Genomic DNA, 23,758 nt, shown 5'->3' on the forward strand with positions numbered 1-23,758 from the left:
TGCGGACAGTCCGGGATTTTTTTCTTTATGAATATGTTGTCTTTGCTTATTTCTTCAACACTTTTACGGTCTTGCCATCAGCCTGACGGATGATGTAAAGACCTTTCTGCGACATGTTGTCCACGCGCTGTCCGTTCACGTTGTAGATGGCGGCGGTGCCTTTGCCTGTCGTTGTCTCTACCTTGTTGATGCCTGTTGTGGTCGCGCCTTCGATGTTGAGGGTATATACGTTTGTTGTCTTGAGGTCGTTCGATGTCACTGTTATTGTTACCTTCACGCCTTTGTCTGTGCCCTCCAAAGCCTTTGTGACGTATGCGCCCTGTCCGTCTGATACAGCCTCGATGTCGTCAACGCTTATCGCGCCTTCGCCTTTGAGGTCGTAGCTGAGCACGTTCTTGTCGAAGCCTTCAACCTCTGTGCCCTTCACTTTCAGCGATGCGAGGTGGGAGTTGTATACGAGTGATATGTCATCAACAATAATCATGTCCGGATTTTCGGCATCATTGCTTCCCACACCCGGCTGCGCGTTTGTAGAGATTGTCACAAGAAGGGCTTTTGCCTGAGCATCGTTGGAGGCGTAAGAGGTATAGTCGAACGGTATGACAAGATTCTGCCACTCGAATCCTTTGCTCTCAATTGTTTTGTCCTGTGCCTTTGCCACCACGTTGGTATAGGCTTTATCCTCAGGATCCTGATAGCGTGTTCCGTCTGTGATTACGGCACTTACAGTGGCGTAAGGATATTGTTCGTTCACCTGACCTTGCTTGTATTTCACCCATACTGACAGCGCGTCGGGACGTCCGTTCAGTACGGTGTAGAAGGGGTCACCGTTGCCGTCAGTGTCTGTTGAGGACATATCGAGGAATGAACAGTTGGCAGCGTCGGTGGCAGTTGTGCTTCCTGCCTGAAGCCTGCCGGTTGTCATTGTACCGTTGGCAGGCTGGAATCCCATTACGATAGATGATTTTATTGCCACACTCTTTGTTCCTGTCGAGCCGGGACGGACATCGTCTGATACAGACGTATTGCCGTTCTGAAGTGCGTATTTTGTAAGGAAGGATAATGATCCTGTGGCTATTCCGCTGTTGAATGAATGCCATGCGTTGGGCTCGTCGCTTGTGTATTTGTTCTTGCCATCTACATAAGTGGCAGTGTGGAAGTTCTCGAATCCGGAGTTCTCTATCTGATAACCGCCGTTTCCGAATACCACATCTATGTTCATTCCCATAAAGTTTATGTTGATTACGGTGTAGAACTTGTCACCGCGTATCTCTCCTGTCATGTTCACGGGAATGAGTGTTCCGTCCGCTGAAAGACCAGGACCTATCCACGAACCCTCATATGTGGGGTCGTCGCCTTCTGCTATCTCTATATCCTGACTGGTCTTCAGGGTGGTCACATCACCTTTTGTCACAGCCTCGACGTTTTCCAGCACGATTGTCCCGACAGGCATCGGAAAGACCTGGTCGCCTGAAGTCGTGTAGAGAACAAAGTTCTTCAGACTGAGCGTATAGCCGCTGTCGTCTGTCTTTTCAACAGAAATGGTGGTCTCTGTCGGCGTGGTCGGATTGCCGTCGAGGCTGACCGTCATCATGTCTTTGTAGTCGGTCGCCATGGAAGAGACGGCAAATGCGGCTGTCGCCAATAATGAAGTAAAAAATCTTTTCATCCTTTAAATGCTTTAATTAATTTAGTTTGTAAGTTATACCTATTGTTCCGTAAATCGGATAAAGGGTCTGTTCTATTGTCTTGAAGTTCTGTTTGAACACTCCGGACAGTCCCCATGACATGTCAAGATAGGCTCCGAAGTGGCGCGAGAAGTACCAGTCGGCACCCACGTCAACGCCAAACTGCCATTTGCGCATGTAGTCGGAGAAGTCGTAATTGCCCCGTGAGCCCTTGTCGGTTCCCATCTCCACCTTCTCGCCGGTGGGATTGCCCACGCGCAGATAGCCGTCGTAGGCGTAGCCGTCGAACTTGTTTGAAAGGAGATAAGAGAAATACGGACCGAGCTTCAGTCTCACTTTCCCGCTTACATCATAGGTGGCCTGCAACGGAAGTGTGACCATACGTGCCTCCACGTTGGACACCACCTGACCGGTAAAGACACCTTTCAGCGACTCGTTACCCTGACGCATCTCCATGCTGTAGTTCTTTACGCGGGCATCGGTGCCCATACCTTTCGTCTCGATATGGAATCCGCCCATTATCCCCCATTTGCCTCCTAACGGCTTGTAGGCGTCGAGACCGATGATGATGTTTGCCTTGACGGTGTATTTTGAAAGGCTTCTGATGGTTTCCGGCATGCCTATCGGCGCTGTCCCGCCGAGGCTGTAGCCAAGACGTCCGTAGTATGTGAGGTTGTCGAAGATGCCTTCACCTCTGGCACAGACAACGCCTGTCACAAGCAGGAGGGTTGTCAGAATGTGTCTGAAATTGTTCATTGCTGCCTTTTTTGTCATTCTGTTGATTCACAAATAACTCTTACCTTGTCTATGTAAAGGGTGCTTCCGATGGCTCCTTCGAAGCTTGCTCCCTCGATGCTTGAGGTGAACACCACTGCAAGATTGTAGCCGTAGTTGGCGAGCAGTTGCCCGTCCGGCTCCTGATTGTAGTTGAAGCTTACTTCAAACTCGGTCCATCTGTCGGTCTCTTCCACCTTGCCGACACGCGCTATCGCCACAATCTGCGGGCTTGTGAGCACGTTGTCGCCGTAGAGCACAGTCGGACTGCCGCTGTCGTCGGTATTGCGGTAGAGCACGGCATATATGTCTCCGGTGTCCTGTTTGTTCTCTACGGGCTTGCCGTTCTTGTCCTGGAACACTTCGCCACGCTTGTATTTGTAGTATCCCATGAATTTCACGGGCGGTTTTCCGGTGGTGTATTTCAGTCCGAACATTGTGGCTTTCATCGCTCCTCCCGGCTTTATTGCCGAGGTGGCGTCAAAGCGTCCGATGAAAAGATTGCCTGCCGCGATGCGCATGCCCTTTATCGCGCCGAACGGACCCGTGTCGCATGTGGTCAGCTTTACTGCCGAACCGTCCAGCCCGTCGACTACAGGCGTGGTGGGATATTCCTCCGGCTTGGCGGTGGAACGGCTTATTGCGAACCCCGGATTGCCTGTCGCCCAGTTGTTGGCTTCAGTCCCGTCCGGGTTCAGATCGCTCCATATGTAGTATTTGTTGTTTGAGTTGAGGGCGTATCTTTCGAAATCATAGTATATGGTATCGCTCACAATCTTAGTCTGGATGTTTACGGATACGTTGTATTCACGGCTCCACTGTCCGTCCTCCGACGTCACCTTATACTTTACCGGACCTTTTGAGAAGTCCTGTACAGAACCGCTCGCCGGAACAATCGTCGCTCCTTCGGTTATCCTGAAGCATGGCGCAATGGCTGTAAGGTCAGTCTCTTTCCTCACTCTGAAGTCTATATCGTGCTCCGTGTAAAGCACTTTTATCAAAGAGTCTGATGCATTGAAAAACATTTCTTCGGGATTGTCTGCATGTATGTACGCCTCCTCTATGTCGCATTCTGCATTGAGCGGCTCTTCCTTAAAACACGACGAGAGCGTTGCGCAGCATACGACGGAGATAAATAATACGTATGGCCTTCTCATTATTATAACTGAAAAAAACGGTGTAAAGGTAAGAAAAAAACTCTTTACGACCAAAAGTTTTTATAAAATATGGCTGTTTTTTACTTATATATCCTAATAAATGGCATGATTATAATAAATAATTAATAACTTTGCATGAATGTAATTTTTTATTTATTATGAACATAGCATTGATCGGTTACGGCAAGATGGGCCACATGGTAGAGTCCATCGCGAAAGCACGTGGCCACAGTATAGTAAGCATTATAGACGTTGATAATCTTTCCGACTTTGACAGTGAGGCGTTCGCCTCTGCCGATGTGGCGATAGAGTTCACCAATCCCACCGCCGCCTACGACAATTATCTGAGGGCGTTCAGGCACAACGTAAAGGTGGTGAGCGGCTCCACGGGATGGATGAAGGAGCATGGCGACGACGTGCGGCGTCTGTGTACTGAAGGCGGGCACACCCTTTTCTGGGCAAGCAATTTCTCTGTCGGAGTGGCGATATTCTCTGCCGTGAACAGGTATCTGGCGAAGATAATGAACGGTTTCCCGCAATATGACGTGCGTATGAGCGAGACACATCATGTCCATAAGCTCGATGCGCCGTCGGGCACAGCCATCACTCTTGCCGAGGAAATAACCGAACGGCTCGACCGTAAGAGCGGATGGACGAAGGGACGGCAGCTCCACGCCGACGGCACTGAGGACGGCACGAACGATGTGGACGCCTCGCTGCTTCCCATAGAAAGCCTCCGTCGCGACGAGGTTCCGGGAATACATTCGGTCATATATGACAGTCTTGCCGACTGCATCACGATAACCCACGACGCCCACTCGCGTGAAGGGTTCGCCCTCGGGGCTGTCCTTGCGGCGGAATACACCAAAGACCACACAGGTCTTCTCACCACCGCCGACCTGTTCAAGTTCTGATATGGCGGTGCGGAGATGCCATAATTATACCAAAACATCAAAACAAATAAGAAGCAATGATTGATAAGGAAAAAGAAAGAATAAACATGAAGGTGCAGTGGATAAAGTTCACTGCCGTTGCCATTCTTTATCTGCTGTTCCTCTATTGGGTGGGAAGCTGGTGGGGACTGTTGGTCCTTCCGTTCATCTTTGATGTGTATATAACGAAGAAGATACGCTGGCAGTGGTGGCGGTATGCCGACCGTCCCGTGCGCTTCATCATGTCATGGGTAGACGCTCTTGTCTTTGCTCTCGTGGCGGTATATTTCATCAACCTGTTCTTCTTTCAGAATTACGTCATCCCTTCAAGCTCTCTCGAGAAATCGCTTCTCACGGGCGACTATCTCTTCGTGAGCAAGATAAGCTACGGTCCGCGCAAGCCGAACACCCCGCTTACCATGCCTCTCACCCAGCATACGCTTCCGGTGCTCAACTGCAAGTCGTACATAGAGTGGCCGCAGTGGGGCTACGACCGTGCGCCGGGACTGGGCAAGGTGAAGCTCAACGACATTGTCGTGTTCAACTATCCTGCCGGCGACTCGCTCTGCACAGCCGAACAGTGGCAGGCGCAGGACTTCTATCAGATGGTATATTCGTTCGGTCACCAGATATATCAGGAGCAATACCCTGACCCTGTGGACTACAGGAACCTCGACGCAGCGGCACGTCTCAAGTTCTTCGACTACATCTACTCCATCGGCAGACGCTATATCGCGGAGAATCCGCAGCTTTACGGGGAGGTTGCATCGCGTCCGGTGGACCGCCGCGAGAACTATGTGAAGCGTTGTGTGGGACTTCCCGGACAGACTATACAGATAAAGAACCGCATAGTATATGTGGACGGCAAGCCCAACAAGGAACCCGACAACGTGCAGTACACATATTATGTGAAGCTGAAGACATCCTTACCGGATGACCTCATGAAGCAGCTCGGCATCTCGATGGAAGACCTCATGAGTCTCAACGAGCGCGGTTATCTGCCTCTCACGGCACGAGCCGCCCGCATACTGAAGTCGCGCCGCGACATCGTAGAGAGCATCACGCTCAACACCGACGCCACCACCGAGGACATATATCCGCTGAACGGAGCCACGGGATGGACGCGCGACAACTACGGTCCGGTGTGGATACCGAAGAAAGGAGCCACCATCAACCTGACGCTCGACAACATCGCGATATACGAGAGACCAATACGTGTGTATGAGGGTCACGACCTTAAGATATCCAACGGCAGCATATACATCGACGGAAAGCTCGCCAAGACCTACACGTTCGGCATGGACTACTACTGGATGATGGGCGACAACCGCCACAACTCGCTCGACTCACGCTACTGGGGATTCGTTCCTGAAGACCACATCGTGGGCAAGCCGATATTCATCTGGTGGTCGAGCGACCCCGACCGTCACGGTCTCGGAGGCATACGGTGGAACCGTCTGTTCCGCTTTGTGGACAATATAAAATAAGGTGGAAGTATTCCAGGGCACGTCATCATAACATGTCGCAGGCATTGCTATCATCAGCTTACTTCGGTCCGGTGCAGTGGTTTCAGAAGCTGCACCGCTATGACCGGTGTCTGATTGAACGCTACGACAACTACGTGAAGCAGACCTACCGCAACCGTTGCGTGATAGCCGCGACGGGAGGACCGCAGACCCTTACGGTGCCCATAGAGCGTTATGATGGCAGCAAATGCCTTATGCGCGACATCCGGATAAGCGACCACGGCGCGTGGCGGCACGTTCACTGGAACGCAATAGTGTCGTCCTACGGCGAGAGTCCGTTTTTCGACTATTACGCCGACGACATCCTTCCTTTCTTCGAACGCCGTTGGAAGTATCTGTACGATTTCAATCTCGACATAACCCACACCGTATGCTCGCTTCTCGACATACGTCCTGTCATAGAGCCCACCTCTGACTATATCCGGACAGAAGACGTCGCGGCAGACGATTTCCGCGACGCCATCCGTCCGAAACACCCTTTGCCTGACGCGACGTTCGAGCCTCGCCCTTACTATCAGGTGTATTCCCGCAAACACGGATTCCTCCCCAACCTCAGCATTCTCGACCTCCTGTTCAACGAAGGACCTGAAGGCATATTCCTGCTTTGACGTTCAGTTATGTTTTTTTGCACTTTCATTTACATATAAACAATATATGTTAAATGATGGTATGCTGAAAGTGAGGTTTTCGTATATATTTGTTATCTTTACGATACGTTGAACACTAAAACACCATTACAATATGAAAATCAAGCATTTGAAAGTATCTGCCATTGTCATGACCGGGTGTCTGGTGGCAAGTTCGTGTGTCGGCTCTTTCCAGCTCACCCATAAGCTGGCTATGTGGAACACAAGGGCAACCGACACAAAGTTCCTCAATGAGATAATATTCCTGCTCATCAGCCCCGCCTACGCGGTGTGCGGAGTAGTCGATGCGCTCGTGATAAACTCGATGGAGTTCTGGTCCGGCTCCAATCCTCTTGCCAAGAACGAGGGCAAGACGCAGAACGTGATGGGGCAGGACGGCAGGTATTATGCCGTCACAACGCTCAAGAACGGGTATGAGATAAAGAAGCCTGACGGTGAGATAATGAAGTTCCTGTATGACAACAAGACCGATTCGTGGTCGCAGGTTGTCGACGGCAAGACCACGGAGATATTCCGTTTCAACGACGACGGGACAATACAGGCGTCCTTGCCCGACGGCGGCAATATCACCGTATCGCCCGACGCGGCAGGTCTTTTCGAGACCCGTATGGCGACAGGAGGCGGCACTTTGTGGGCGCTGAGGTGACAACGGACAGCGAGTAAATAATGAAATAGCGGAAGGGACATATCTCCTTGGCGCGGCTTATTGGCCGGGAGATGTGTCCCTTCCGTGTTCTTATCCCTTCTGTCGGTTTTTTTCTTCCCGTTATGAGATTCCGGTGCGGCAGTCAGGCGATTCGCGTTCTCCGCTTGTCAGCGGCTGTGCGCCGGACTGTCGCGCGGCATGCGGCTGTCATTTCTTGCGCGGGCGGCGGCGTGCCCATCCTTCCTCGCTGAAGTCAGGCTCCTCGCCCACGAGCTTTATGTCGGGATTGTCGATGAACTGCCTCCAGTCGTCCTTGCGTCCGCTCTCCCTGAACGGCTTCGCGTCAGCCGCCCTGTTGCGTTTCTTCGATTTCTTCTCATATCTGCCGAAGTCGTCGCGGCTGTCGTCCTTTTTCGTCCGTCTGTCGCTCCGTTTGCGGTCGTCGGCGTCGTTGCATCTCACGGTGCGTCCCCTGTACTGCCTTCCGTCGAGAGCCCTCATCACCTTCGCCGCGTCCTCCTCCGGCACCTCTATGTATGAGAACTTGCCGAGCAGGTCGATGTGTCCCACCTCCTGGTGTCCGCGCATGTTCTTGTTCAGAAACTGCATCACCTCTCCCGGATAGAATCCGTCGTCCTTGCCCAGATTGATGAAAAGCCTGCGGTAGCCGTTCTCCGCCTTTCTCTGTCCGCGCGTCCTCGCCTTCTTTCCGTCCTTGCGCGCCTCGCCTTTCCTCGCGCGCTCGGTGGAAGGCTTCACTATCTCGGGCGCGTCGGCATAGTAGGCGAGGAACCGTCCGAACTCCAGACTCACTATCTTCTTCAGTATGTCCTCCTTGTCCACATACTCGAAGTGCCTGTTTATGTCTTCCATGAACGGAGCTATCTCCTCCTCGTTCACGTCCACCTTCTCTATCTCGTCTATCGCCTTGTAGAGCTGTTTGGTGCATATCTCCTTTGGAGAGGGCAGGTCTCCGTCCACGAAACTCTTGCCTATGACCTTCTCTATGGCTTTCACCTTGTGGCGTTCGCGTGTGTGTATGATGCTGATAGACGTTCCCTTCTTTCCGGCTCTTCCCGTTCTGCCGCTGCGGTGGGTGTAGCTCTCGATGTCGTCGGGCAGTCCGTAGTTGATGACGTGCGTCAGGTCGTCCACGTCGAGACCTCGCGCCGCCACGTCGGTAGCCACGAGCAGCTGTGTGAGATGCTGTCTGAACTTCTGCATGGTGAGGTCGCGCTGCTGCTGCGAGAGGTCGCCGTGTAGCGACTCCGCGTTATATCCGTCGCGTATCAGCTTGTCTGCCACCTCCTGCGTCTCCACCTTCGTGCGGCAGAATATTATGGCGAAGATGCGCGGGTAATAGTCTACTATGCGTTTGAGAGCCAGATATTTGTCCTTGGCGTTCACCATATAGTATATGTGGTTCACGTTTTCCGCCCCCTCGTTGCGCGAGCCCACCACAATCTCCTTGTGGTCGTGGAGATAGTTGAGGGCTATCTTCTCAATCTCCCTGCTCATTGTCGCCGAGAAGAGCAGCGTGTTGCGGTCTTGCGGAACACCCTCGAATATCTCGTTTATACTGTCCGAGAAGCCCATGTTGAGCATCTCGTCCGCCTCGTCGAGTACCACGTTCCTCACGTTGTCGAGGTTTGCCGCGCCCCGGTTCATCAGGTCTATGAGCCGTCCGGGCGTAGCCACTATTATCTGCGCCCCGTGCTTGAGGGCATGTATCTGGTTTATTATGGACGTGCCGCCATACACCGCCACGATGTTTATACCTTTGATATACTTGGCGAAACTCTTCAGGTCGTCGGCTATCTGCAGGCACAGCTCGCGTGTGGGACTCAGAATGAGAGCCTGCGTGGTGCGGTCTGAGGCATCGGTGCGTTGCAGCAGCGGGATGCCGAAAGCGGCGGTCTTGCCTGTTCCGGTCTGTGCGAGGGCTATCACATCGTTACCGTTTCCGAGCAAAAAAGGAATCACTTCTTCCTGTACAGGCATCGGGTGCTCAAATCCGAGTTCTGTGATGGCGCGGCGTATATCCTCGCTTACGCCCAATTCTTCAAATGTTTTCAATGCTGTTGTATTTGTGAATGAAATAAGTGGAATGTCCGTGCGATAATGTCGCACGTAAGAGTCTGGTCTTTATCCCGAATCCGGCTGCAAAGTTAAGACAAAAGAGATATAATACAAAATTTATTCACTTGTTTTATTGTATATATCAAAATAATTCTTATCTTTGTCGCGATGCGTCCATGAGAGGGATGCGGCGACTTCAGACAATCACAATAACGGGATTCATGCACATAGGAGTTTTCTGCTCGGCGAACACCGGTATAGACAGCGTTTTTTTCGACCTCACGCGCCGTTTCGGCGAGTGGATCGGAAGCGAGGGGCACACGCTGGTGTTCGGCGGATGTAATCTCGGACTGATGGAATGTGTGGCTCGCGCGGTGCATGCGTCGGGAGGACTGTGCGTAGGAGCCGTGCCGTCGATAGTGGAGAAGGGCGGACGCACTTCAGACTTTGTCGATGTGAAGATATTGTGCGACAGTCTGAGCGACCGTAAGGACATAATGCTTGCCAAGAGCGACGTGCTGGTGGCGTTGCCGGGAGGCGTGGGCACGCTCGACGAGATATTCACCGTCGTCGCCTCAGCGTCGATAGGCTACCACAGCAAGCCTGTCATTCTCTACAACATGAAGGGCTTCTGGAATCCGCTTCTCGACATGCTCGCAGCCATGAGAGAGGCAGGCATGATGCGCGACGGCTTCGAGAGACAGTTGCTCGTGGCGTCCTCGCACGACGAGCTTGTGGAGACGCTCTCGCGCATGGGATGAGGATGCCCTGCACTATGCTCCGCGCTCTCAGGGCGGAAAGCCTCCGGCATGAGGCATACTGCCGGTCTGCGGATGCTGCGTCAGGATGTTCCAATGTGTCGGGACGCGCATTTCAATACCGCGTTACTGATGAGTTTAATCGCTTGAGATATATAATGATAAACCTTTGGATAATAGATTTATTTTTAAATTTATTAGAAACGTAGACAGAAGTGGGCTGTGAAGCCCGATATGGTAATATGATTAGTAATGTTAATGATCATGTAGAATGTCTGTTGCGCGTGATGCGCAGCAGATGCTTTTTTATGTCCTGACATGCCGCACTGCCGCCGACGCTGGCGTGTAAAGCTGTGCCTGACCATGCGTAGCCGCTCACTTTCTGTCCCTCCTCATCCTCACCGCGTGCCGGAGCCGTCCGGCATGGTTTCCGCGTTTGCCTGCGGTGCGGCGTAACGCATAAGGAGAAGGCGCGTGACCGGATGACGTATGCTTGTCGGAAGACGGATGAATGGCAGACCGTAAGATATGAAAACGGCTATGGCTCCGTGATTGCACCTTCGCGACAAAGACACTATCCTATGCGAACAACCGTACAGTCTCTTCTCCATATAAATCCTCTTCCCGCTCATTCTCCGCTCTTCTGCCGCAAATGCGCCGTTCTCGGGCGTTTCGGCTATCTGCCTGTCATTCAGCCGCTTGCAGTCTTTCGCCTTCCGCCACCGTCTTTTCAGTGTCGCCAAACGGGCTTTTCCGTCCTGCCATAGAGCCTCTTTCGTGCCGTGGAAGAGCCTTTGCCGCATGCCGGAAGAGCCCGTCAGGCATGCCGGAAGAGCAGTCTGTGCGCTGTGTCGCATCCTTTTCGTCCTGCCGGTTGGATGAAAACGGAGCCGCCGCGCCTTCTCCGCCATGTCGCGACACCGTGTCCGTGCCTTCTCCGTCTCTCTTTTGCAGATTTGCATTGTCAAAAATTTTTACTTGGCGTATTCGCTTTCATTCATTTCCGTCGTCCCTCTGCCGCTCCGCAGTTGCGCCATAACGCCTTCACCTTCTCTTTTTCACGGTTTCACCGCTGTCGGTCCGCTGTCGCGCGCTTATTCCGCATCCACTTTTTTGCAGAGGCTCTGTTTTCATAACACATTGGTTTTCAAGCGGGTTGTTGCCGTCTTACCGCGCCCGCAATCCACTTTTTGTTTTTGTGCGCTTTTTTATGATTCTTTTAATCGATAAATTTGCGACGGTTAATTCATGAACGTACCTAAACAAAACAAAACGTGATAATCTGTATGAAAAAAGCAAAATCTTTCATTCTCACATTATTGGTTTCGTTGCTGTCTACGGTGATGCAGGCGCAGGAGTTCGTATGCTCCGGCACGGTCGTTGACGAACAGGGCGAGCCGATAATCGGAGCGTCTGTATTCCTGAAAGGAAGCAAGAACGGTGTGTTCTCCGACATAAAAGGAGAGTTCAGGTTGGAAAACGTGGCTGAGGGAAGCCCCATCACCATCTCGTATATAGGATGCAAGACAGTCGAGACGAAGGCGGCTGCGGGCATGCGCGTGGTGATGCGCGAGGACAACGAGATGCTTGGAGAGGTTGTCGTCGTGGGCTACGGAGTGCAGAAGAAGAGCGTCGTCACGGCGTCGATAGCCAAGGTGTCGTCAGACGAGCTTGCCGCCACCGCGCCGGTGCGTATGGACAATGCGCTGAAAGGTCTGGCGGCGGGCGTCACTGTCACCTCGTCGTCGGGTCAGCCCGGTGCGGCTGCGCGTATAAGGGTGCGCGGCATAGGCACCATCAACAACTCCGACCCGCTGTATATTGTTGACGGCATGCCCATCGAGGGCGGTCTCGACTATGTCAATCCGAGCGACATCGAGAGCATCGAGGTGCTCAAGGACGCCGCCTCGGGAGCCATCTACGGTGCCCGCGCGGCAAACGGAGTGGTGCTCGTGACCACAAAGTCGGGAAAGAAAGGCAAGGTTAAGGTGAACTACAACTTCTCTTACGGATGGCAGAGCAAATGGCGCAAGCGCGACGTTCTCAACGCCACGGAGTATGCCGTGATGATGAACGAGGGCTACATCAACGCCGGCATGAAGCCGCTCTATGCCGACCCGTACCATCTGAAGGACGCCATGGGCAATCAGGTGACCGACGGAACCGACTGGCAGGACGCCGTTTTCAACGACAACGCGCCGGTGATGAACCACGACCTTACCGTGAGCGGAGCCACCGACAAGGTGAACTATTACCTCTCTCTGGGCTACTACACGCAGGAGGGCATCGTGGGCGGCAACTTCGACCGTTCCAACTATCAGCGTCTCTCGCTGCGCAGCAACACGCGCTACAACGTGCTCGACCTGTCGAAAGAGCGCAAGTCGCTCAACAAGATAGACATCATCGTGAACCTGTCTTACGCGCGCATCAAGTCGAAAGGCATTGATACCAACTCGCAGTGGGGCTCTCCTCTCGGGTCGGCTCTCGCCCTCTCGCCTGTCCTCACGCCCACTCTTACGGGCGAGGCTGCCGACGCACAGGACAAGTTCTACCGTCAGACACAGCCCGACTATCCCGGTCCGATACTCTCGCCCAGGGGCAATCCTTACACCATAGCAGGCACGACATACAACGAGATGGTCAATCCGCTGGCGGCGCTCTCGCTGCCCGGAGCGCAGAACTGGAGCCATAAGTTCGTCGCCAACTTCGCAGCCGAGATGCAGATATGGGACGGTCTGAAGTACAGAATATCCTACGGAGCCGACATGTCGTTCTGGGGCAACAACAGCCACACCATATTGTATTATCTCACAACCAACAACAAGGCTACCCATACAAGCGCGTCGCAGGAGAGCGACCGCGGCACCGTGTGGCAGATAGAGAACGTGCTGACCTACGACAAGACCTTCGGCGACCACACATTCAACGTGGTGCTCGGACAGTCGGCTATGAAGAACACCGGCTGGACGCTCGGTGCGAGCCGCTGGAACCTCATCGACCTCAACAAGCCTTACATCAACTTCGCCTCCGGTCTGGCGGAGAAGGGCGAGCGCGACGGATGGGGCGGACCGTCCAACCCGCACACGCTGTCGTCCATGTTCGCGCGTCTGAGCTACAACTACGCCGAGCGTTACATGTTCCAGGCTACGGTGCGCCGCGACGGGTCGAGCCGTTTCGGAGTGAACAACAAGTACGCCACATTCCCCTCATTATCTCTCGGATGGAACATCACCAACGAGCCGTTCATGCGGAAGGCTCCGCAGTGGCTGTCCAACATGAAGCTGCGCGCAAGCTGGGGAAAGAACGGCAACGAGAACATCGACGACTTCCGTTACGCCGTTTTCACAGCGACGGGCAACAACTACATCTTCGGAAGGGGAGAGTCGGTCGTGAACGGAGTGAAAGCCAACGGACTGTCAAACCCTGACCTTAAGTGGGAGGAGTCCGAGCAGACCGACATCGGACTTGACCTTGGGTTCATGGACAACGCTCTCACGTTCTCCGTCGACTACTACATCAAGAAGACCAACGGCATGCTCATGACCATGGCTATTCCTTCCTATGTGGGCGAGACGAAGCCCATTGGCAATGTCGGAAAGATGGAGAACTCGGGAGTGGAGTTCGAACTGGGCTATAAGTTCCGTGTGTCTGACGCGCAGTTCAGCATAAGGGGCAACGCCTCTTATCTCAAGAACAAGCTCGTGAACCTCGGAAACGACACCGGCTGGGCGGCATACGACTCGTTCCAGAGCGTCGGGACGATAACCCGCGCCATGAACGGAGAGCCGTTCCCTTACTTCTACGGACTGAAGACAGACGGCATCTTCCAGACTCAGCAGGAGGTGGACTCGTATGTCGGTCCTGACGGAAAGACTCCCGTGCAGCCTGACGCGCGCCCAGGCTACGTGAGATTCGTTGACATCAACCGTGACGGAGTGATTGACGACAACGACCGGACGAAGCTCGGCAAGGGCATGCCTGACTGGACTTTCGGTGTCAACCTGTCGGCGTCATGGCGCAGGTTCGACCTCAGCATGATGTGGCAGGGCACAGCAGGCAACGACGTTTTCGACGCCACACGGCGCATAGACATCAATTCCACCAACCTGCCGTCATGGATGCTCGGCAGATGGACGGGTCCGGGAACGTCTGATAAATACCCGCTTTTCATCGTGGGCGACTCTTCCGACAACTGGAAATCGTCAGACCTCTATGTGTACGACGGCTCTTATCTGAGACTGAAGAACATCGAGCTGGGCTATACCCTGCCCGACAAGATAGCGCACAATGTGCAGATAAGCAGGCTCAGACTGTTTGTCTCGGCTGAGAATCTGCTCACGTTCACAAAATATCACGGCTTCGATCCTGAGATATCATCGGGAGGAACGTCACTCGGAGTGGACTACGGTGTCTATCCGCAGGCACGTGTGTGGCGTATAGGCTTCAATCTGGAATTCTGAGACTCGACAACGTTCTTAAGGCTACGGGGCGGTTGCCGTCCGGCGGTTGGCGGCGGACAGCGTGCCCAAGGATGCCTGAAAACATAAAAACAAGACGAAAATGAAAAAGCTACATATATATGCCTGCCTGATGATGGCGGCATCTGTGACGCTCTCGGGATGCGGCGACGACTTTCTTGAGGTCACTCCCCCGACGTCAAACCCTATAGAGGAGTATTTCACAACACGTGCTCACGTGTACGAATCGCTTGTCTCTGCCTACGACCCTCTGCAGTGGCCCGACTGGGCGATGGGGCAGTATAACCCCGTAAACATCATGAGCGACATCATGGCGGACGACATATGGCCCGGCGGGGCAAGCAGCACCGACAACCAGTACTGGCACCTCATGATGAACTACAACGCCAATCCCGAGAACTGCATGTCGGGTCTCTGGACCTGTGAGTACAGCGGTGTGAAACGCTGCAACGACGTTCTTACATACATAGGATATGCGGGCGACAACATAAGTGGGGACGAACGCGACCTGTGGACGGCGCAGACGCGCGTGCTGAGGGCTTATTACTATTGCAACCTGTGGAAGTTCTGGGGCAATATTCCTTTCTTCATGAAGAACCTGGAGTTTCCTTATCTCGCGGAGCAACTGTCCGCCGGAGATGTCTACGACAAGGTGATAGCCGAGCTGGAGGAGGTCATCGGCATGAAGGTGCTGCCCATGAAGTGGGAGGACAGCATGTCTGAGGAGAACGTGGGCAAGGTGTCGCAGGCTATGGCTTACATGCTTTATGCGGACATGGTGATGTATAATAACGATGAGAGCCGTTATCCCAAGGCTCTCGCATACATGAGGGAGATAATAGACAGCGGCAAGTACAGCCTCATGGAGAGTTATTCCGCATTGTTCGAGGAAAGCGGAGAGTGGGGCGCGGAGTCCATATTCGAGGTGAACTATAAGGACGACAACGCCGTGCGCTCGTGGAACGCGCCGCTCAACTCGGGCGGTACGGTCCTGCCGCGTCTCATCAGTCCGAGCGCGTGGGCTGCCAACGCGGGCGACGACAGCGGCGTGACCAACGGATGGGGATTCGCTCCCGTGCGCACGGAGACGTTCCGGATGTATGCCGAGGGCGACTTGAGGCGCGACGTGACATGCTTCGACGCCAACGCGCACGGCACTTACGAGCACCGCTATCAGGACACGGGATACTTCCTTGGCAAGTATATCGCCAGGTCGGAGAACAACAAGGACCAGGCTGCTGACGGCGACCTGAACTTCAACAACAACCTGCGCGTTTACCGGTATGCGGAGACTCTTCTCAATGCAGCGGAACTGTTGCTCCGCACCGGAGGCGATGCCGCGCTGGCGGAGACTTATCTCAACCTCGTGCACAACCGCTCGGGACTCACCTCACACGTGAGTGCGACGATTGACAACATCCTGAACGAGCGTCATCTTGAGTTCGTGGGGGAGGGCAAACGCTACTGGGACCTCGTGCGCACCGGAAAGGCTGCCACCACGCTCGTGCCCGACAAGTACGGCTACCGCACCAACACATGGAGCGAACAGAAGAGATATCTGCCTATACCGCAGGCTGAGATAGACGCCGCGCAGGGCACTCTGAAGCAGAACAAATATTAATGGAACAATAACAGTGACACATTATGAAAAAGCTTAATTATATGTTTGGCGCGATTGCCGCAGTGGCGATGTCACTCGCATCGTGCTCACCTGACGATTTCCAGGGCGTGGACGAGAACGGGCTTCCTGTAGCGGCGGACGCCAAGGTTGCTGTTGATGTGGACCAGACCACCAATCAGGCTACGTTCACACTTGACGGCAAAGCCGTCTATCCTATATGGATAATGGACTGGGAAAGCTCCAAACCGTATTCCACCCAGAACGGTCTGAGGAAGATTTTCTCCAAAGCGGGCGACTATGTGCTGAAATATCGTGTGGGCAACCGCAACGGATTCAGTCAGGGCATAGGCTCGGTGACATTCCATATTGACAACTCTCTCGTTGAATACGGCATGTATTTCACAATGCTTGACGGCAAGAAGTGGCGCATCGCTAAGGAGGAACAGGGGCATCTCGGATGCGGAGAGCCTGGCACGGACGGACTCGGATGGTACTCAGCCGCGCCTGACGAGAAGCACGGCACGGCTCTGTATGACGACGTGATAACGTTCTCCTCCGACGGCACATATACCTACAGCCCTGGTGCCGACGGGATGGTGTATGCCAACAAAGGCTGTACGCGGCTGCCCGGAAATCCCGGCGACGGCAACGACTTCAATTCTCCGGCAAAGGAACAGACCTCACACTACACCATAGAAGGACGCGGCAACGACGTGTATCTCGTGCTGGACGACAAGACATTGTTCCCTTACGTGTCGGACGACAGTCAGTATGACAAGCCGGCGTTCCGCATAGAGAGCGTCACTGGCTCGAAACTCGTGCTTGTCTACGACAACGGTTCCATAGCATGGCACTATGTGTTAACGAGCAAGGATGAGGTGAAGGGATTCGACGGATTCGATGCTGACAGCGAGTTCAACATGTTCAAGGGATGCACGTTCACCAACGAGTTCTATTACGCTCCGGGCTGGAACCAGATTGCCGATCCGGCTCTTACGGCTGACGGCAACTCCTATACGGTGAGTCTGCCCGAGGCTACAAGCGACACATGGCAGGCTCAGGTGAAGTTCCTCACAGACATGAGAACAAGCGCGGCGTCGCATTATGACTTCAGCTGCAAGCTCATGTCGAACACCGACCATAACAATGTGACCGTGAAACTCGTGAAGACCGGCGATGACGCAACGTATTATTTCCAGGAGACAGTCAGCCTTAAGGCTTATGAGGAATATGTGTTCTACAAGAGCGACATGCCCGGAATAGACATGGACAAGGTCTCTCTGGTGCTCGATTTCGGCGGTAACGCGGCGAATACTCAGGTCACCGTGAGCGGCATAGTGCTTAAAGACCACGCCAACGACGACGGTACCGTAGTGCCGGTGAAGGATGAGGACAAGACGGTTTATACCTATGATTCTGCCGACAACCTGTGGAAGGTGGGCGTGGACGATAAGAACGATTACTCCACTGAGTTCTTCTACGCTCCCGGATGGACGCAGATAGCCGACCCGGGATTCGCAAAGGAAGGAGGTACTTATACCGTGACACTGCCGTCGGCGACGTCTGATCAGTGGCAGGCTCAGGTGAAGATAAAGACCGGAATAGCGGCTGAGGCTGACGCGGCTTACGATTTCTGCTGTACGCTGATGTCCGACAAGGAACTAAAGGGGGCTACGGTGAAGCTTACAGACGGTGACGACGATGCCGACAACTTCTTCTTCACGGAGCGTGCCGACCTCGTTCCTTATGAGGAATATGTGCTGAAGGTTCCGGCGGCAAAGCTCGCGAAGGGCGCGTCCAAGGGGCTTATGCTTGTCCTGGACTTCGGCGGATGCAAGGAGAACACCACGGTTAAGGTAAGCGGCATCGTGTTGCAGAAGACTGCGGAATGACGATAATCAACCTTTCTTATAATGTATTTGGCGAACTGTCGTTGCGGGAGCGTACTTCCGTTTTTCAGAGACTGACTGTCAGACGGCGCTCCGTTTCAGGCGTGAATGCTGAAGTCCGGCTCCTGCAACACGGTTTTCCCCATTAAAACAGACTGCGCCAGGCAATATGAGAGCAGACTCTCATTGCGCCCACTCGCACTGTTTTAATAATAAATAGAGGACGGTTGAAATAAATATACTATAACTTACGTTTATAAAAAAGAGAACAATGAAGACCAGAATGATATTGAGTTTGTTTATTGCAGCGGCTGTGGGGATGGCGTCCTGCGGCGATGACAGGGAGACGGTTTATGCGCCTGAAAACGTACAGGTGGACTTGTCGGTGACTGAGAAAGACCTTTCGGCGGATGCGGCTACGTTTTCCGTGGACGTGAAGGCTGCCCGCGAGTTCGCTGCCTATTCCACCGCTGACTGGCTGAAGGTGACGCCTGAAGGATCGGTAAAGAAGAATGAGACTCTTACCGTTGCGGTGCAGGAGAATGCGGATAACTCCGGACGCAGCGGTGAGGTGGTTGTGTGGAGCGGCGGAACACGCCGTTCTGTCAAGGTGAATCAGGCGGGAAAGCGGTCGGAGACCGACATCGTGGCTCCTGAAGGATACTCGCTTGTATGGAACGACGAGTTCGACGGCACCGAGCTTGGCTGCGACTGGACTTTCGAGATTGCCGGTCCGGGATTCGTGAACAATGAGTTGCAGAACTACGTAAAGGGCAAGGATGTGGCTGAGGTGTCCGACGGGATATTGAAGATACACCTTCATAAGGACGGCAGCGACATCAGGTCGGCGCGCATCTATGCCAAACGCAGTCAGGGATGGAGGTACGGTTACATCGAGGCAAGCATCAGGTTGCCCGAAGGAAAAGGCACATGGCCCGCGTTCTGGATGATGCCTGTCAACTTCAAGACATGGCCCGGAGACGGTGAGATAGACATAATGGAATCAGTGGGATATGACCCCGGGGTCGTGGTATCTACAATCCACTGCAACAAATACAACAACGGCGGCACGCCGACAGAGAGCGCACGCACTTCCGTATCGGACGCTTACACCGCCTTCCACAGGTATGCCGTGGAGTGGACATCGGACAGAATGGTGTTCTATGTGGACGGAAAGCGGCTGCTTACTTACAACAATGACGGCACAGGTAAGGACGCCTGGCCCTTCGACTCACCGTTCTATGTGATACTCAACCTTGCGTGGGGCGGCACGTGGGGTGGTCTTCAGGGTGTTGACGAGAGCTGTCTGCCGGCGACGATGGAGGTTGATTATGTCAGGGTTTTCCAAAAGTGATATAATAATGTGAATGGTTAAGGTGAAGCCGCCTGCGTCCGTCATACCGTGTGATACATTCCGCACGTATGCCGCTCACGGGTGGCTTTCTCCGTAAAATACAGGTTAATGCGAAGAATTATTGTTTTTCTGATGCTCTGCACCGCCACTCTCGCAGTGTCGGCGACAGGGCGTTTCGTGCGTGTCGAGGGTGAGAATCTGGTCAGAGCCGACGGTTCGAGACTGTATATCACCGGAACCAATCTCGGCAACTGGCTCAATCCGGAAGGCTATATGTTCGGTTTCAGCAAGACAAACAGCGGTTGGATGATTGACATCATGCTCAGACAGATGGTCGGACCGGACGAGACGGCTGCGTTCTGGAAGGCGTTCAAGGACAGCTACATCACCCGTGACGACATCCGGTTCATAGCCTCCACGGGTGCCAACACCGTACGGCTGCCGTTCAATTACAAGCTTTTCACCGATGAGGACTATATGGGGCTTTCCTCGGCTCAGGACGGTTTTGCCAGAGTCGACAGCCTTGTCTCATGGTGCAGGGATTACGGTCTTTATCTGATACTTGACATGCACGACTGTCCCGGAGGCCAGACCGGCGACAACATAGACGACAGCTATGGCTACCCATGGCTTTTTGAGAGTGATACAAGTCGTCGGCAATTCATCAGGATATGGTGTGACATAGCGTCGCGATATAAGGATGAGCCCGTCATTCTCGGCTATGAGCTGATGAATGAGCCTATAGCCCACTTCTTTGAAAACAAGGATGAACTGAACGAAAAGCTCGAGCCGTTGTACAGACAGACGGTGAACGCCATACGGAAGATAGATTCCAATCATGTGATATTGCTCGGAGGAGCGCAGTGGAACAGTGTTTTCTCGGTCTTCTCCGACTGGAAGTTTGATACGAATATCATGTACACATGCCATCGCTACGGCGGTCCGGCAACGGCAGAGGCTATAAAGGACTACATTGAGTTCCGCGACCGGACCGGTCTGCCTATGTATATGGGAGAGTTGGGACACAACACCGATGAGTGGCAGGCGGATTTTGTGAATGTCCTGAGAAGCAATAATATAGGATATACGTTCTGGCCTTACAAGAAGGTTGACGGTTCCTGCATGAGTGCTGTCGTGCGCCCTGAGGGTTGGGACAGTGTTGTGGTGAGGTTCTCCGAGTCCGTACGCACAACTTATGCCGATATACGCAAGGCGCGTCCTGCACAGGATGAGGCACTCCGTATACTAAGGCAATATATTGAGAATGTGAAGTTCGCCAATTGCCGTCCGCAATACTCATACATAAAATCAACCGGACTGAGAGCCGGATGACATGAATGTGGCATTGGCGGGCATTCATTCCAATAAGGGTCGGTGCGTGTTTCAATATGAATATATGTGTGTTTAAAAAAATATATGAGCAGATAATAAAACATAATGATCTGATAAATGAAGAATATAATGAACAAGACAATCATGACGGTAGCCATTTCCGCCCTCACGGCAACGGCAGCCCTGGCACAGTCGCTTCCTGTTTATCTCGACGCGACAAAGCCAATCGAACAGCGTGTTGAGGATGCTCTGAAGCGTATGACGCTTGATGAGAAGATCGCGGTGATACACGCGCAGAGTAAGTTCAGCTCACCCGGAGTGCCCCGGATGGGCATTCCTGAGTTCTGGACAGATGATGGTCCCCACGGTGTACGTCCCGACGTGCTTTGGGACGAATGGGAACAGGCAGGACAGACAAACGATTCCTGCGTGGCGTTTCCTGCGCTAACGTGTCTCGCTGCCACATGGAATCCGCAGCTGGCAAGGGCATACGGCAGGGCGTTGGGTGAAGAGGCACGCTACCGTGGCAAGGATATGATACTCGGACCTGGCGTGAACATACTGCGCACACCGCTCGGAGGACGCAACTTCGAGTACATGGGCGAGGACCCTTATCTCACATCGCGCATGGTGGTGCCTTACGTTCAGGGACTCCAGTCGAATGGTGTCGCCGCGTGCGTGAAGCATTTCGCAATGAACAACGATGAGGAATACCGCCATCAGGTGAACGTGACGGTGGACGACCGCGCCCTTTATGAGATATACCTTCCGGCGTTCAAGGCTGCCGTAACCGAAGGTCACGCATGGGGACTCATGGGAGCTTACAATCTCTACAAGAACCAGCACAACTGCCACAACAGGTATCTGCTTTGCGACATCCTTAAAGGCGAGTGGGGCTTCGACGGTGTTGTGGTGTCAGACTGGGGCGGAGCGCACGACACGCGGCAGGCTGTCGAGAACGGACTTGACATGGAGTTCGGCACCTGGACAGACGGTCTCTCTTTCGGAACATCCAATGCCTACGACAATTACTGTCTCGCACAGCCATACCGTGAGCTGATAAAGAAGGGAGAATATACCACAAAAGAGCTCGACGACAAGGTGCGGCGCGTGTTGCGTCTGTTCTTCCGCACCACGATGAACAGCAGCCGCGGCTATGGCTCGATGAACTCCGAGGCACACTATTCCACCGCCCGCAGCATAGCGGACGAGGGCATCGTGCTCCTAAAGAACGACGGCGGACTGCTGCCTCTCGACACTACGAAGGCGCATCGGGTGCTTGTCGTCGGTGAGAACGCCATAAAGATGATGACCGTCGGAGGCGGAAGCTCCTCGCTGAAGGCGCAGTGTGAGACGCTCCCGATAGAGGGAATGCGCAATTGTCTCGGCGATAAGATAAGGATAGATTATGCCCGTGGATATGTGGGCGATACCATTGGCGAGTACAACGGAGTCGTTGCCAAGCAGAGGCTTTACGAGCCCCGCACTGCCCATGAACTTATAGCTGAGGCGGTGGAGAAGGCAAAGGACGCCGACTGCGTGGTGTTCTTCGGCGGTCTTAATAAAAGTGACTATCAGGATGCGGAGGGTCATGACCGCAAGGAATACGGTCTTCCGTATGGTCAGGACCGCTTGGTTGAGGCTCTTGCCGCCGTCAACAGGAACATAGTGTTCGTAAACATATCGGGCAATCCGGTCGCCATGCCGTGGCGCAACAAGGTGAAGTCCATCGTGCAGGGATGGTTCCTCGGTTCCACGGCGGGCGAGGCTGTTGCCGACATACTTACCGGCCGTGCCAACCCTTCGGGCAAACTGCCTTACACATGGTGGCAGAAGCTCGGTGATGTTGCCGCACACAAGCTCGGCACTTACCCCGGCACATGGCGCGACGGAGGCAAGATCATTGACGAGGAATATAAGGAAGGCATCTTCGTGGGCTATCGTTGGGCTGACAAGGAAGGCATAAAGCCGGTGTTCGCGTTCGGTCACGGTCTGAGCTACACCACTTTCAGGATAGGCAAGGCTACAGCCGACAAGACAAGACTCGCACAGGGCGACAGCATCACATTCACCGTCAGCGTGGAGAACACAGGCACAAGAGAAGGCTCGGAAGTGGTGCAGCTCTACGTGCGCGACTGCAAGTCGACACTCGTGCGACCCTATAAGGAGCTCAAGGCATTCAGTAAAGTGAGCCTCAAACCGGGCGAGAGGAAAGAGGTGAGACTCACCATCGGCACCGACGCCCTCAGCTTCTTCGACGACAAGGCTCACCGGTGGACGGCGGAGCCGGGCGATTTCGAGGCGTTGATAGGCAACTCCTCAGACAATCTCAAGCAGAAAGTGAGATTCGTGCTGATGTGACATCGTGAGGCGGCGGAGGTCCTTTTCGCACGGCTTTCCGCCGTCTCTCTCTCGCGACACGTTCCGGCAGATTCTTTACGCATGTTGCCGCCACACGCCTTTACCATGAATCACGCGGTGTTGATGTATGCCTGAGAAAGGCTTCCGGATGTCGTTCCGCGTTACTCCGGAGAAGACTCGATGACATCGTTTTGTGATGTTTATAATCCATACTGTTTGTACATATATCCTGTTCTTTAAACTATAAGGCCGTATTAAGGCAAAAACCGCGCTCCGGTTTTTGTAAGCCTCAAATCCTCAACTAAGCCCTTCAACGTCCTTCTTGCGTGTACATGTCCTCTCTTACTGAATTAGCAGATAAATTGAGGTAGAAATCCCCACTGCAACCCTCAATATTCCCTTACCCCACAATGCGACTTGAGGCAATACGCAGTATCATACCCATAAGTTGTAGGCGTTATCCAAAATCAGTCTGAAAAATGTCTGCGTAAGCATTATTACAGGTATAGATATTCA

General features: G+C 53.5%; 16 protein-coding genes. 11 read left to right on the top strand and 5 right to left on the bottom strand.

The window, feature by feature from the left end:
- Nucleotides 1-46: 46 nt before the first annotated feature.
- From BN4609_RS12445 to BN4609_RS12455, 3 genes are read right to left on the bottom strand one after another with little or no spacing between them, the layout of a single operon-like run.
- Nucleotides 47-1,669, bottom strand: coding sequence for a calycin-like domain-containing protein (locus BN4609_RS12445; RefSeq protein WP_068856941.1), 1,623 nt, complete (start codon nucleotides 1,667-1,669; stop codon nucleotides 47-49).
- 16 nt (nucleotides 1,670-1,685) lie between these two features.
- A complete protein-coding gene (locus tag BN4609_RS12450) occupies nucleotides 1,686-2,444 on the bottom strand; it encodes a porin family protein (RefSeq protein ID WP_106390605.1) in 759 nt (252 codons plus the stop codon).
- A 14-nt stretch (nucleotides 2,445-2,458) separates the two neighbouring features.
- Entirely contained in the window at nucleotides 2,459-3,619 is a 1,161-nt protein-coding gene (locus BN4609_RS12455) for a PCMD domain-containing protein (RefSeq protein ID WP_068856942.1), read from the bottom strand.
- Between the two features lie 158 nt (nucleotides 3,620-3,777).
- On the opposite strand from BN4609_RS12455, the gene dapB reads away from it, so the two are divergent.
- From dapB to BN4609_RS12475, 4 genes are all read left to right on the top strand, one after another.
- Complete coding sequence (dapB, locus tag BN4609_RS12460; RefSeq protein ID WP_068856943.1) at nucleotides 3,778-4,533, top strand: 4-hydroxy-tetrahydrodipicolinate reductase; 756 nt, start codon at nucleotides 3,778-3,780, stop codon at nucleotides 4,531-4,533.
- Nucleotides 4,534-4,589: 56 nt separating this feature from the next.
- Nucleotides 4,590-6,038 (top strand): signal peptidase I, encoded by a 1,449-nt coding sequence (gene lepB, locus BN4609_RS12465; RefSeq protein ID WP_068856944.1) that lies wholly within the window; start codon nucleotides 4,590-4,592, stop codon nucleotides 6,036-6,038.
- Nucleotides 6,039-6,070: 32 nt separating this feature from the next.
- Nucleotides 6,071-6,685: a WbqC family protein gene (locus tag BN4609_RS12470; protein WP_068856945.1), complete on the top strand. Its 615-nt coding sequence runs from the start codon at nucleotides 6,071-6,073 to the stop codon at nucleotides 6,683-6,685.
- A gap of 133 nt (nucleotides 6,686-6,818) precedes the next feature.
- Nucleotides 6,819-7,370, top strand: coding sequence for a DUF3332 domain-containing protein (locus tag BN4609_RS12475; protein ID WP_021993707.1), 552 nt, complete (start codon nucleotides 6,819-6,821; stop codon nucleotides 7,368-7,370).
- A 207-nt stretch (nucleotides 7,371-7,577) separates the two neighbouring features.
- Here BN4609_RS12475 and BN4609_RS12480 read toward each other — a convergent pair whose 3' ends face one another.
- Nucleotides 7,578-9,446 (bottom strand): DEAD/DEAH box helicase, encoded by a 1,869-nt coding sequence (locus tag BN4609_RS12480; RefSeq protein WP_068856946.1) that lies wholly within the window; start codon nucleotides 9,444-9,446, stop codon nucleotides 7,578-7,580.
- 224 nt (nucleotides 9,447-9,670) lie between these two features.
- Here BN4609_RS12480 and BN4609_RS12485 point away from each other — a divergent pair, with 224 nt between their 5' ends.
- Entirely contained in the window at nucleotides 9,671-10,210 is a 540-nt protein-coding gene (locus BN4609_RS12485; protein WP_068856947.1) for an LOG family protein, read from the top strand.
- Between the two features lie 395 nt (nucleotides 10,211-10,605).
- Here BN4609_RS12485 and BN4609_RS12490 read toward each other — a convergent pair whose 3' ends face one another.
- A complete protein-coding gene (locus BN4609_RS12490) occupies nucleotides 10,606-11,169 on the bottom strand; it encodes a hypothetical protein (protein WP_068856948.1) in 564 nt (187 codons plus the stop codon).
- 324 nt (nucleotides 11,170-11,493) lie between these two features.
- Between BN4609_RS12490 and BN4609_RS12495 the strand changes: the two genes are divergently transcribed.
- The 6 genes from BN4609_RS12495 to BN4609_RS12520 all read left to right on the top strand — a co-directional run bounded on the left by BN4609_RS12495 (nucleotide 11,494) and on the right by BN4609_RS12520 (nucleotide 23,242).
- Nucleotides 11,494-14,667: a SusC/RagA family TonB-linked outer membrane protein gene (locus BN4609_RS12495; RefSeq protein WP_068856949.1), complete on the top strand. Its 3,174-nt coding sequence runs from the start codon at nucleotides 11,494-11,496 to the stop codon at nucleotides 14,665-14,667.
- A 100-nt stretch (nucleotides 14,668-14,767) separates the two neighbouring features.
- Complete coding sequence (locus BN4609_RS12500) at nucleotides 14,768-16,306, top strand: RagB/SusD family nutrient uptake outer membrane protein (protein ID WP_021993445.1); 1,539 nt, start codon at nucleotides 14,768-14,770, stop codon at nucleotides 16,304-16,306.
- Between the two features lie 23 nt (nucleotides 16,307-16,329).
- Nucleotides 16,330-18,198, top strand: a complete 1,869-nt coding sequence (locus BN4609_RS12505) for a hypothetical protein (RefSeq protein WP_068856950.1) — start codon at nucleotides 16,330-16,332, stop codon at nucleotides 18,196-18,198.
- A 268-nt stretch (nucleotides 18,199-18,466) separates the two neighbouring features.
- Nucleotides 18,467-19,549, top strand: a complete 1,083-nt coding sequence (locus BN4609_RS12510) for a family 16 glycosylhydrolase (protein WP_068856951.1) — start codon at nucleotides 18,467-18,469, stop codon at nucleotides 19,547-19,549.
- 132 nt (nucleotides 19,550-19,681) lie between these two features.
- On the top strand, nucleotides 19,682-20,881 hold the full coding sequence (locus BN4609_RS12515; RefSeq protein ID WP_241033262.1) for a glycoside hydrolase family 5 protein: 1,200 nt from the start codon (nucleotides 19,682-19,684) through the stop codon (nucleotides 20,879-20,881).
- 129 nt (nucleotides 20,882-21,010) lie between these two features.
- Nucleotides 21,011-23,242, top strand: coding sequence for a glycoside hydrolase family 3 C-terminal domain-containing protein (locus BN4609_RS12520; protein ID WP_068856997.1), 2,232 nt, complete (start codon nucleotides 21,011-21,013; stop codon nucleotides 23,240-23,242).
- Nucleotides 23,243-23,758: the final 516 nt, after the last annotated feature.

The sequence above is a fragment of the Leyella lascolaii genome, assembly GCF_900079775.1.
Classification (GTDB): Bacteria; Bacteroidota; Bacteroidia; order Bacteroidales; family Bacteroidaceae; genus Prevotella; species Prevotella lascolaii.